The following is a 12,420-nucleotide window of genomic DNA, read 5'->3' on the forward strand; positions in this document are numbered from 1 at the left end:
TTCAATACAGCTACAAAATGTAGCCAATGGATGTGTTATTTCAGATCGGCATAGCATAGCCCAAACGCCCCCGTCAAAACAGCTTTTCGCACATCAACATCGGCAAAAGCTGCGCAGATTATTTCGCGACTCTGTGGGTTGCCAGACACAGCGGGAGAGGAATAAGGTCTATTATCAGAAGACGTTAACCACACCGGAGGCGAAATGATGAACAAGGTTGCTCAATATTACCGTGAACTGGTTTCCTCGCTCAGCGAACGGCTCCGCCATGGAGAGCGCGATATCGATGCGCTGGTGTCGCAGGCCCGGGACCACATCGTCCGCGCCGGCGATCTGACACAGAGCGAGATTGAGTCGGTGATTGCGGCGGTGAAGCGCGATCTCGAGGAGTTTGCCCGCAGCTACGAAGAGAGTCACGAAGACGAGAGCGACAGCGTGTTTATGCGGGTGATCAAAGAGAGCCTGTGGCAGGAGTTGGCTGATATCACCGACAAAACGCAGCTCGAGTGGCGCGAAGTCTTTCAGGATCTGAATCACCACGGTGTGTACCACAGCGGAGAGGTGGTTGGTCTGGGTAATCTGGTCTGCGAGAAGTGCCACTATCACCTGGCGGTATATACCCCGGATGTGCTACCGCGCTGTCCGAAGTGCGGCCACGATCAGTTCCAGCGTCGGCCCTTCGAACCTTAAGCAGTGCGAAAAAACGATGCGCGAGACTTCGCGCATCGTGGACTGCCTTATTTCACCGTGTTGATTTCGGTGCTCTTGAAATACTGATAGCCACCCATGTTGCTGGCATAGCTGTGTGAAGAGTTGAGAACCAGCTTGTTAGCGCTGAGGGTGCCGACGTCACAAGTGTTAAACCCTAACCAGCCGCAGCCGCGTCCACTGTTAACGACCTTTTTCGCATTCATCGTCAACGTACCACCCGCCTGAATCAGGGAATAGTTGGAGATGTTGCCTTTGTTTTGCGTATTCAGCAGCAGGTCTCCGGTACTGTACAGGGTACCTTCGTTAACAATATTGGAATAAGTCGTGATGGAGATATTACCCGCAGAGATTTTGCCGGTGTTATTCACGACGCCATGATCGGTGGTGATGTCGGTAGCTTTCATTGCGCCATTATTGTTGAGCCAGTAGCTATGCGCCGTAATCGCATTGGTGGCATCCATGCGACCACTGCTGCTTTGTGCCAATGTGCCAGTGGTCTGCAGGTTGATATTTTCGCCGGTGATATTACCGAGGTTATAGATTTCCCCGCTGTTTGCGCTGCCATCCTGCTTAAGCGACTGAATGGTGGTTTGGCCGGTAGAGTTAATGTTGCCGGTATTCTTAAAGCTGCTGCCAACGAAAGTCAGGCTGGTGTTTTTGGCGCTGATTTTGCCTTCATTGAGGAAATCACCCATCGCCGTGGCGGCGATCTGGTTATTTGACAGCAGGGAGGCTTTGGCCTCATTGCGGATTTTCCCGCCGCTGGTCAAGCTTAATCCACTGGTGCCGGTCATCGTGCCTGAGTCGCCGTTAGTGATATTACCATTGGCGGAGGCAATCAGCTGGCCGCCGGTGAGGGAGCCGACGTTGACGATATAGTCGCCGCTGGAAAGCATTAAATAATAGGCGCCAGCGATGCTGCCGTTATTGGTAATCCCCGTGGCGGTGGAAACCTGGCTCAGCAAACCTTTGCTCGTTATTGTGCCTTTGTTCAGCAGGTTACCGTTGCTGGTGAGCTGCAGCGTGCTGTTAGCGACAATGGAGCCCTGGTTACGTACGCCAAAGCCGATGTTGTTGCCGACCATGCTGATGCTGTTGGCCTCGATCCCGCCAAGGCTGCTGACGTCGATGCTGTACTGCGGGTTAACCGTCATCTGGATAAGGGTGGCCTGCTTACCGGCGGAGGTCACCGAGCCGGTGCTGTTATCCATGGTGAAGTTGCCTGCGCTGACCAGGGCGTTGTTGGCCTGTACTTTACCGTTAATCTTAATCGCGTCGGCGAGCAGAACCGCGTAGCCGTTAGCGGCGTTCATGCCATTTTCGCCGATGGTGAGGGTGCCGCCCGTCACGGTATAGCTGCCGATAGCGCCGTCGCTGGTCATGTTGACTTTACCGGTGGTCAGGATGGCCTTGTTGGTATTGACAAAGCTACAGCCGGAGCAGGTGATGCCGTTCGGGTTGGCGATCACCACGTCCGCTTTCTGGCCGTTGACTTCGATAAAGCCCTTTAGGCTACTGGCGTTTTTGGAGGTGACCTCGTTCAAAATCACCGAGGCGCTGCCGGCGGTCAGATTATTGTTGCGGGCGATATTGCCAAAGGTGCTGTGGCTGACATCATCGCCGCTGTTATTGAGGATGGTGCCATTGGTGCCAACGTTGAAGTCGCGGTACAGGTTATGGGAGACGCCGGCGGCGTTCGGCTTTTCAATATCGATAACCGTGGCGCCGGACGAATGCGTATAGCTGGTCGGGTCGGCATAGACCACCGACGAGGTTAATACTGCCGCCAGCGCGACATATGAAGCTTTAAACTTAAACATTTTATTTATTCCTTTAAATTAAGATTAATAAACAACGTAGCTGAAAGGGTCGATAATGACTGAATTAATACCTCCACTGTAATGAAAAGCCCATATTCAGGGCGTCGCTATGAAACTTATCCGGCTTACTGAGCGGGGTGCTAATAAACAGATCATATTGTGTTGACCATAGCTGGCCGCGCAGGCCGCTGACGGCGCCGGAAAGGACTTTGCCTTTTTGATACAGATCGGCGCCGATAAGGCGACCCACATCCGCGCCCAGATAGAATTGCCGCTCGTGGGTGGGCAGATCCCAGATAAAATCGTTGCGCCAGTACCATCCCTGATTGCCGGACAGGCTGTTTTCACCGTCAAAACCGCGCACGCTCCAGCGGCTGCCAAGATTGAATTTATTATCGGAAGCGAGTTTATCCGGACTGAACTGGGCGCTCACTCGCGGAGCCCAGGTAAATTTGTCGCCGGTGGCGTCAAATTTCATCATCGCCTGCAGATTGCCATGGACGATACGCGACAGTGGGCTGTATAGCCCGGCTTGCTCTTCTGGCGTTGGCATCGAGCTGAGCCACGGCAGACTGCGCTGGATGCCGATGCTGGCATCGACAATCTTTTTATTAAAGTAGTGCTGGTGGTTGAGGGTGAACTCCCAGGCGGGCGTTTGTTTGCGCATTACCTGTAGTTCACTGCCGCCGAAGTAATAATGCGAGGTGCTCTTGGCAATCCGCAGATCGGCGGTGGTTTTTTGCTGCCGGGTGTGGGAGAGCAAACGGCTCAGCGTGGCGCTGTAGTAGCGATTCTTGCTCTTATAATCCATCGTCGACCAGTTGCCGTTAAACTGCTGGCGATACTGGCTGTATGCCCCGTAGGCGCTCAATGACCAGTAGCCGAAGGGAATAGAATAATACAGGCTGCCGTTGTGGTTGCCGTCGTTGTGCTGGTTGAATTCAATGTCCCCCCCACCGGAAAGGTACAGGATATCGTTGAGGGAGGTCAGGTCGTAGAGATAGAGGGCGCCGCCGGCCTGGTAGCGGCCGCTGGCTTTGCTGCCGGCGTCGTCAAGCCAGGCGCCAAGCTGCCATTTTTTCTCCAGGCTGCGGGCAATCTGGATATCGCTTTCCCCCTCGTGCTGCCCCGGCAGCAGTTTCATGTGCGCGGTGGTGCCGGGCAGGCGTTGCAGATTGGCCATCCCCTGTTCGAGATCGCTTAAACGCAGAATAGTGCCGGAAGAAGTTGGGAGCGAATTCCACAAGCGGGTGCTGTCTGATCCGTCGGCATAGTCGATAGCGCCCACTTTGCCATAGTGCAGCGTCAGCCTGAGAATGCCTTGCTCCAGCGACTGGGAGGGCACATCAATCAGCGAGGTGATGTAGCCTTGCGCGATCAGCTCATTTTGCAAGGTATAGGCCAGCAGACGAATGCCTTCACCACCCAGACAGCGCCCCTGCGCCTGCTGCGCCGTTTTAGCCAGTAATTGGCGGGTAAGCGTCTGGTTATCGGAATCGATATCGACCCGGTTGATCAATTTACACTGCGTTTCCTCGGGAAAAAGGATACCCTGCGGCGTCACGCGCTGTTGTGATGACTGAAAATCCTGCTGCTGTGGCGTCAGCGCCTCCTGGCGGGCTTTATCCTGTTCCGTCTGATGGGGGCTGGTGGTCAATTGTGCGGCCCCGGCGGCAGAGGTGGCGGCGAGGGTCATCAACAGCAGCCCAGGGAGCGTGCGAGAGCGTATTAACATGAAGCAATATCCATTTGTTTCATTGATCCGATTAACCGTTAATTATTTGGCCAGAAGCTATTGTATTAATTGGTTTTATTTCGCACAGGCGAGGTCAGGCAAGAATATTATATTTAAACAATAAAATAATCATGCGGTGAACCTGTTACGAGGCGTTATATGCTAGCGATACAGGAAGGAGAGTTCCACGAATTCATTATTGAATTCTTTATGAATTGATCAATTTAATAAATGAGTTCAGCTTTTATTGGCTTAATTTATTTTTTACGTAAATAATATTAGCGCTATTCAGCGAAATAAATAACATTGATGAATAACGTGGTAATAAAGATAAACTGCGCATACCGGACGGTATGCGCAGAGAAAAACCATTAATGAAGTATTTTGGCGAGGAAATCTTTGGCACGCTCGGATTGTGGATTGGCAAAGAATGCTTCTTTATCGGCATCCTCGACAATCTTCCCTTCATCCATAAAGATGACCCGGTTTGCCACCTTGCGGGCGAAGCCCATTTCATGAGTGACCACCATCATGGTCATGCCCTCGTTAGCCAGTTCGACCATGACGTCCAGCACCTCGTTGATCATCTCCGGGTCGAGCGCCGAGGTGGGTTCATCGAACAGCATGGCGATCGGATCCATACATAGGGCACGAGCAATGGCCACGCGCTGTTGCTGACCGCCGGAGAGCTGCGCCGGGTATTTTTCCGCATGCGCCGCCAGACCAACGCGCTCCAGCAGCTTGAGACCTTTCTTGCGCGACGAGGCTTTATCGCGATTAAGCACTTTGACCTGCGCCAGCGTCAGATTGTCGATAATCGACAGATGCGGGAACAGTTCAAAATGCTGAAACACCATCCCGACGTGCGAGCGCAGTTTGGCCAGGTTGGTTTTTTTGTCGTTGACCACCGTGCCATCAACAATTATCTGCCCCTGCTGTACAGGTTCAAGACCGTTTACGGTTTTAATCAGCGTGGATTTACCGGAACCTGACGGCCCGCAAACCACCACCACTTCGCCTTTTTTCACTTCCGTGGAGCAATCGGTCAGCACCTGAAAGTGACCATACCATTTTGAAACGTTTTTCAGGGTAATCATTACACAGTCCTTTTCTTCAACCAGCTGACCAACAGCGAAGCGCTGAGGCTAATCACAAAATAGACGCCGCCCGCGAACAGGATCATTTCGACCTGGGTCCCGTCACGCTCACCGATGGTGGAGGCGGTACGGAAGAAGTCGGCGAGACTCAATACATACACCAGCGAGGTATCCTGGAACAGGACGATCCCCTGGGTTAACAGCAGTGGCACCATGGCGCGGAAGGCCTGCGGCAGGATCACCAGCCGCATTGACTGCCAGTGGGTCATTCCCAGCGCCAGCGCGGCGCTGGACTGGCCGCGCGAGATGCTCTGGATGCCGGCGCGGATAATCTCTGAATAGTAGGCGGCTTCGAACATCGAAAATGCGACCATTGCCGAGATCAGGCGGATATCCGTCTTCGGCGATAGCCCCAGGACGTTCTGCAGGAAGCCAGGGACAATCAGATAGAACCACAGCAGGACCATCACCAGCGGGATAGAACGGAATACGTTGACGTAGGTTTTAGCAAACCAGGCCAGCGGCAGAAAGCTGGACTGGCGCATTACCGCCAGCAAAGTACCCCAGACGATGCCGATCACGATGGCGATCACCGTAATCTTCAGGGTAATCACCAGACCCGCCAGCAGGTAGGGCATGGATGGAACGATCGAACTCCAGTCAAAATCGTACATTATTTGCCTCCCATATTGCCAGGCAGGCGAACCTTACGCTCGACCACATACATAATCAGCATAATCACCGCATTAATGAAGACGTAGGCCAGGGTGATGGCGGTAAAAGACTCCCAGGCATGAGCGGAGTAGTCCAGCAGCTTGCCCGCCTGCGCGGCCATATCGGCCAGACCGATGGTGGAGGCGATGGCCGAGTTTTTCACCAGGTTCATCATTTCCGAGGTCATCGGCGGCACGATAACGCGGTAGGCGTTCGGCAGCAGCACGTAGCGGTAGGTTTGCGGCAGGGTCAGACCCATCGCCAGGCCGGCATTCTTTTGCCCGCGCGGCAGCGACTGGATGGCGGCACGTACCTGTTCGCAGACGCGAGCGGCGGTAAACAGCCCCAGGCACAGCATGGAGGAGACAAAAAACTGAATGTTTGGGTCGAGTTCCGATTTAAACCACATGCCGATATTTTCCGGCAGGAACTCCGGCACCACCAGGTACCAGGTAAAGAACTGCACGATCAGCGGCACGTTGCGAAACAGTTCGACATAGCAGGTGCCAATCCCCGAGAGGAAGCGATTAGGGACCGTGCGTAAAATGCCGAACAGCGAGCCGACGAGGAAAGCGATGATCCAGGCCGAGATGGAGAGGGCGACGGTTATCTGAAAACCACTCCACAGCCAGCCCAGGTAGGTAGTGTTGCCGAAGGGGGCCTGTTGCAGGAATATCCCCCAGTTCCAGTCTATTGACATACATGACTCCTGGAAAAAAAAGGGTAGCCATTGCTACCCTCGAAGACGGTTGTCCAGCTTGTTTCGGTATTCGCGACGGCTGGGGAACGACCAGCCACCGTATAGTCTGTCCGTGCTGTGACAATCATCGGGAGGGCAGGATATCCCGCCCCTGGTTGTTATAATTAGTTCAGTGCTTTGTCATTAGGTGATTTGAACAGCGCTTTCATGTCGTCAGACAGTTCGAAGTTCAGGTTAAGGTTTTTCGGCGGAATTGGATTTTTGAACCATTTATCAAACCACTTCGCCGCTTCGCCAGAGGTCTGGGCCTGGGCAACGGTTTCATCGACCAGCGCTTTGAAAGACGGATCGTCTTTACGCAGCATGCAGCCATAGGCTTCTTTTGACTGCGCGGTGCCGACGATTTCCCAGTTATCCGGTTTCTTTGCCTTCGCGCGTTCGCCAGCCAGCAGGGCATCATCCATCATAAAGGCCACCGCGCGCCCGCTTTCCAGGGTACGGAAAGAGTCGCCATGATCTTTAGCGCTGATAATGCGCATATTCATTTTTTTCTCATCGTTCAGCTTATGCAGCAGGATCTCTGAGGTGGTCCCGGAGGTGACAACCACCGCTTTGTCCTTCAGGTCCGGGAAATCTTTGATCGGGCCGCCTTTCTTCACCAGCAGACGGGTGCCGACCACGAAGATGGTGTCGGAGAAGGCTGCCTGTTTCTGGCGCTCAAGGTTGTTGGTGGTTGAGCCGCACTCGAAATCAAAAGTGCCGTTCTGCAGCAGCGGGATACGGTTCTGGGAGGTGACCGGGATCAGTTTCACCTGCAGGTCGGGCTTGTTCAGTTTTTTCTTGATGGCATCGACGATGGCGTTGGAGTAGTCCTGAGAGTAGCCCACAACCTTCTGCTGATTATCGTAGTAAGAGAACGGGACGGAAGATTCACGATGCCCGACAACGATAACCCCGTTTTTAGCGATCTTATCCAGAGTGCTCTGGCCAGTCGCCGGGGCGGCATCTTCTGCCTGTGCCAGACCGGCAGTCATCCCCATCACCAGCATTGCTGTGGCCAGTTTACGTAATTGCATATCCAACTCCTTATCCGCAGCGTCAGCGACGCTATTGATACCCATTGTGATTGTGTGTGTTGTTATTAGGGGCACGCATCCACGTGCCGCATTTGTATGTGTTTGTTAGCATTTAGTTTGGCTTAATGTAAAGATTTTGCTGTTTTATTGTTTATTTTTGCGAAGTGCTCCGCACCAATGGGAGGCAAAGATCTTCCATTGCACCAAAATAGCGCGACCATCGAACGTTAATGGTGCAACCCGGTTGCACTGAGGCGGACGACGGCGCTACCCGATAAAAATAAAGCAATGTCTGTGCCAGAATGGCAGAGGGCGGGGTGAAAAAAGCCGGCGACGGGCGTCGCCGGCGGAGAAACTTATCGGCGACGCTGACGCAGACTCATCAGCAGGGCGCCGAAGCCAAACAGCACCGTCAGCGCCCATAGCGGCCAGTTGCCGGTGCGGGCATAAGGCGTTAGGCCGCTGGTGGGCGTAACGGTGGTGGTCAACACCGCGCGGGTAAACTGCGGGATCATCTGCTGGATCTCGCCGCGCGGGCCGATCACCGCAGTAATGCCGTTGTTGGTGCTGCGCAGGAGTGGGCGGGCCAGCTCCAGCGCGCGCATGCGCGCCATCTGGAAGTGTTGCCACGGACCGATGGACTTACCGAACCAGGCATCGTTGGATATGGTCAGCAGGAAGTCGGTGTCCGGCCGGAAGTTATCGCGTACCTGTTCCCCGAGGATTATCTCGTAACAAATGGCGGCGGTGAGCTTCAGATTATGCGCCATCAGCTGCGGCTGCACGTAGGGGCCGCGGCTGAAGGAGGACATCGGCAGGTCAAAGAACGGCGCCAGCGGGCGCAGAATTGACTCCAGCGGCACAAACTCACCGAACGGCACCAGATGGTTCTTGTTGTAGCGATTGGTCGAGTCGTAGCGATACGGGTTATCTTTACCGAGCGTAATGATGGTGTTGTAGGTATCGTAGCGGTTCTGCTTATTGAGACGTGCATCGACAATGCCGGTGATCAACGAGCTGTCTTTTGCGCGCAGCAGATCGTCCATCATGCTGAGGAACTGCTGCTGGTTGATCTCCAGATCCGGGATCGCCGACTCAGGCCAGATAATCAGCTGCGAGTGGCCGATATGCGGCTGGGTCAGCGCCAGGTACGTTTTCAGGGTGTTGACCAGCTGCTTCTCATCCCACTTCATGGCCTGCGGGATATCGCCTTGCACCAGCGACACCTGGGTCGCACGCGCCGGCAGCAGTTGATACCACTGGATATAGCGCAGCGGGAACGGCAGGGCGAACAGCAGCGCGGCGATGACCAGCGGCTTCCAGTTACGCTGGACGAGGGCCAGAGCCAGCAGGCCGCTGATTATCATCAGCAGGAAGTTAATCGCCTCGACGCCCATCACCGGCGCCAGGCCTTTCAGCGGGCCGTCAATCTGGCTGTAGCCGAACTGTAGCCACGGAAAGCCGGTCAGCACCCAGCCGCGCAGGAACTCGGTGATCTGCCAGACGACAGGGGCGGCAATAGCCATGCGGATCCAGCTGGTTTTGGGCCACAGACGGGCGAGCAGGCCGGCAAACAGGCCAGTATAGAGCGACAGATAGGCCGCCAGCAGAACGACGAGGAAAACGTTAACCGGGCCGGGCATGCCGCCAAACTGCGCGATGCTGACATAGACCCAGTTGATACCCGTGCCGAACAGGCCGAGTCCCCAGCAATAGCCGATGCTTGCGCTTTGCAGCGGGCGCCGGTTGAGAGTTAATGCCTGCAGGCCAACCAGCGAAACGATAGCCGCTGGCCAGATGTCATAAGGTGAAAAAGCCAGCGTTCCGCTGGCTCCGAATAACAGCGCCAGCAACAGGCGTACCCGCTGGCGTTCAAGAAGAGAGGCAAATACCATTTAGGTTAATCGTCCCGTTAATTAACGCCTGTTGTCACAGGCTATGCTCTTTGCCAGCCGGGTGAGGGGACAACCAGGTATCGCCCACGGTCTGTCTCCCGGCTGGCCGTGACCTTCGGTGCTGCCGCTTACTCTTCCAGCTTCGGCTGAGGAGCGTCATCCGGCAGCTTTACATGCACCTGAATGATACGACGGCTATCTGCCATTGCTACCTTGAATTGGTAACCATCAATGTCGATAGATTCGCCGCGGGCCGGCAGGTGGCCAAAGGCCTGCATCACCAGCCCGCCAATGGTATCCACTTCTTCATCGCTAAAGTGCGTATCAAAGGCGTCGTTGAAGTCTTCGATGGAAGCCAGAGCGCGCACCGTCCAGGTATGGCGGCTCAGCTGGCGAAAATCGATATCTTCTTCTTCGTCGTACTCGTCTTCGATTTCTCCGACGATGAGCTCAAGGATGTCCTCGATGGTCACCAGGCCGGAGACGCCGCCGAATTCGTCAATAACGATCGCCATATGGTAGCGCTGTGAGCGAAACTCTTTCAGCATGCGGTCGACCCGCTTGCTTTCCGGGACGACAACCGCCGGCCGTAACACTTTTTCCATGCTGAAAGCTTCGGCGTCGCTGCGCATAAACGGCAGCAGGTCCTTGGCCATCAGAATCCCTTCGATGTGATCTTTATCTTCACTGATGACCGGGAAACGCGAGTGGGCGGATTCAATGATGACATCCAGGCACTCATCCAGCGTCTGGTTGCGTTTCAGGGTAATCATTTGTGAACGGGGGATCATAATGTCGCGGACCCGCTGGTCGGCGATATCCATTACCCCTTCGAGCATGTCACGCGTATCTTCATCGATAAGGTCGTTTTGCCCGGAATCACGGATCAGCGCCAGCAGTTCATCGCGGTTTTTCGGTTCCCCGTGAAAAAGCTGGCTGAGTAACAGGGAGAAAAATCCCTTTTTGCTGTTTACTGTGTCACTACTGTGTGAATTGTCGTCGCTCATGGCGTCGTTTGGGTTCTCATGTTGATTTAACTGTCGCTCGTCGCGCGTAAACTCAGCGCCGGACGGCATGGGTTGCCTGACGATCAGGCAGGTAAAACGCAGGAACAGCGGCCGGATGAGGCGCTAGCGCCGCCATCCGGCTGGGTGCTATTCCGCAATCTTCTCGGAAATGTACGGGTCCTCATAGCCCAGAGCAAGCATTATCTCTGTTTCAAGGCCTTCCATCTCTTCCGCTTCGTCGTCTTCGATATGATCGTAGCCCAGCAGATGCAGGCTACCGTGTACCACCATATGCGCCCAGTGCGCCTCAAGTGGCTTACCTTGCTCGCTGGCTTCCTGCTCTACCACCTGACGGCAGATGATCAGATCGCCGAGCAGCGGCATTTCAATTCCCGGCGGCGCTTCAAACGGGAAAGAGAGGACGTTGGTCGGCTTATCCTTGCCGCGGTAGGTCAGGTTCAGCTCATGGCTTTCTGCAACGTCGACCAGACGAATCGTTAACTCTGACTCCTCCTGAAACGGCGGAATGACGGCATCCACCCAGCGTTGAAAAAGGGCTTCGTCCGGCAGGCCGCTGGTCTCTTCGCAGGCCAGCTGTAAATCGAGGATCACCTGACTCATTTTTGCTCCTGTTCCTGGGCTTCGCGTTTGCGCTCGGCGGCCAGCTCTGCTTTACGTTTCTGGTCTGCGGCTTCCCACGCCTCGTAAGCGTTCACGATGCGGGCGACCACCGGATGGCGCACCACGTCTTCGCTATGGAAGAAGTTAAAGCTGATCTCATCGACTTCGGCCAGCACTTCGATGGCGTGACGCAAACCGGATTTGGTGCTGCGCGGCAGGTCTATCTGCGTGATGTCGCCGGTGATCACCGCCTTGGAGTTAAAGCCGATGCGGGTCAGGAACATCTTCATCTGTTCGATGGTGGTGTTCTGGCTTTCATCAAGAATGATAAAGGCGTCATTCAGCGTCCGTCCGCGCATATAGGCCAGCGGGGCCACTTCGATGACGTTACGCTCAATCAGCTTTTCCACTTTCTCAAAGCCGAGCATCTCAAACAGCGCGTCATACAGCGGGCGCAGATACGGGTCGACCTTCTGGCTCAGATCGCCGGGCAGGAAGCCGAGCTTTTCGCCTGCCTCAACGGCCGGGCGGGTCAGCAAAATACGGCGGATCTCCTGGCGCTCCAGCGCATCGACCGCTGCCGCCACCGCCAGATAGGTTTTACCGGTACCCGCCGGGCCGACGCCGAAAGTGATGTCGTGATCGAGGATATTGGCGATGTACTGTGCCTGGTTCGGCGTACGCGGTTTGATTACCCCGCGCTTGGTCTTGATATTGACGGCTTTGCCGTACTCCGGCACGCTTTCGGCGCTCTGCTCCAGTACGCGCGCTTCTTTGATCGCAAGGTGGATCTGCTCTGGTTCAATATCCTGAATCTGACCGCGCATCGGCGCTGTGTCGACATACAGGCTGCGCAGAATATCGGCGGCAGCGTGCACGCACAGGGCGCGGCCGGTCAGTTTAAAGTGATTGTCACGGCGGTTGATCTCAATGCCTAACCGACGCTCCAGCTGTTTGATGTTGTCGTCAAACGGGCCGCACAGGGCTAACAGGCGTGCGTTATCCGCTGGCTCCAGGGTAATTTCACGAGTGTCTATGTTCAAA

At 55.0% G+C, this 12,420-nt stretch carries 11 protein-coding genes; 1 reads left to right on the forward strand and 10 read right to left on the reverse strand.

The genetic code is table 11. From position 1 onward, the window contains the following. Positions 1-207 precede the first annotated feature (207 nt). The gene (locus tag ACKLKD_RS05955) at positions 208-690 is read left to right on the forward strand and encodes a zinc ribbon-containing protein (protein ID WP_025711861.1); all 483 of its coding nucleotides are present in this window, start codon (positions 208-210) and stop codon (positions 688-690) included. A 47-nt stretch (positions 691-737) separates the two neighbouring features. On the opposite strand, the gene ACKLKD_RS05960 is transcribed toward ACKLKD_RS05955, so the two are convergent. The 10 genes from ACKLKD_RS05960 to ACKLKD_RS06005 form a co-directional block, all read right to left on the reverse strand. Further along, positions 738-2,531, reverse strand: coding sequence for a filamentous hemagglutinin N-terminal domain-containing protein (locus ACKLKD_RS05960; RefSeq protein WP_025711860.1), 1,794 nt, complete (start codon positions 2,529-2,531; stop codon positions 738-740). A 64-nt stretch (positions 2,532-2,595) separates the two neighbouring features. Beyond that, positions 2,596-4,266: a ShlB/FhaC/HecB family hemolysin secretion/activation protein gene (locus ACKLKD_RS05965; RefSeq protein WP_080897280.1), complete on the reverse strand. Its 1,671-nt coding sequence runs from the start codon at positions 4,264-4,266 to the stop codon at positions 2,596-2,598. Positions 4,267-4,637: 371 nt separating this feature from the next. Further along, positions 4,638-5,363 (reverse strand): amino acid ABC transporter ATP-binding protein, encoded by a 726-nt coding sequence (locus tag ACKLKD_RS05970; RefSeq protein ID WP_025711858.1) that lies wholly within the window; start codon positions 5,361-5,363, stop codon positions 4,638-4,640. Then, entirely contained in the window at positions 5,363-6,037 is a 675-nt protein-coding gene (gltK, locus tag ACKLKD_RS05975; RefSeq protein WP_087806422.1) for a glutamate/aspartate ABC transporter permease GltK, read from the reverse strand. Before gltK ends, ACKLKD_RS05970 begins: the two co-directional genes overlap by 1 nt. After that, positions 6,037-6,777, reverse strand: coding sequence for an amino acid ABC transporter permease (locus ACKLKD_RS05980; protein ID WP_002894709.1), 741 nt, complete (start codon positions 6,775-6,777; stop codon positions 6,037-6,039). The genes gltK and ACKLKD_RS05980 overlap by 1 nt, the downstream gene beginning before the upstream one ends. A 164-nt stretch (positions 6,778-6,941) precedes the next feature. Then, entirely contained in the window at positions 6,942-7,853 is a 912-nt protein-coding gene (locus tag ACKLKD_RS05985; RefSeq protein ID WP_025711857.1) for an amino acid ABC transporter substrate-binding protein, read from the reverse strand. A gap of 356 nt (positions 7,854-8,209) precedes the next feature. Next, positions 8,210-9,748 (reverse strand): apolipoprotein N-acyltransferase, encoded by a 1,539-nt coding sequence (lnt, locus tag ACKLKD_RS05990; RefSeq protein ID WP_025711855.1) that lies wholly within the window; start codon positions 9,746-9,748, stop codon positions 8,210-8,212. 128 nt (positions 9,749-9,876) lie between these two features. After that, entirely contained in the window at positions 9,877-10,755 is an 879-nt protein-coding gene (corC, locus tag ACKLKD_RS05995) for a CNNM family magnesium/cobalt transport protein CorC (RefSeq protein WP_004197606.1), read from the reverse strand. Positions 10,756-10,902: 147 nt separating this feature from the next. Beyond that, a complete protein-coding gene (ybeY, locus tag ACKLKD_RS06000) occupies positions 10,903-11,376 on the reverse strand; it encodes an rRNA maturation RNase YbeY (RefSeq protein ID WP_002894722.1) in 474 nt (157 codons plus the stop codon). Beyond that, positions 11,373-12,419, reverse strand: coding sequence for a PhoH family protein (locus tag ACKLKD_RS06005; protein WP_004176871.1), 1,047 nt, complete (start codon positions 12,417-12,419; stop codon positions 11,373-11,375). The genes ybeY and ACKLKD_RS06005 overlap by 4 nt, the downstream gene beginning before the upstream one ends. Position 12,420 lies beyond the last annotated feature (1 nt).

The organism is Klebsiella sp. 10982 (genome assembly GCF_048589245.1).
GTDB classification, from domain to species: domain Bacteria; phylum Pseudomonadota; class Gammaproteobacteria; order Enterobacterales; family Enterobacteriaceae; genus Klebsiella; species Klebsiella quasivariicola.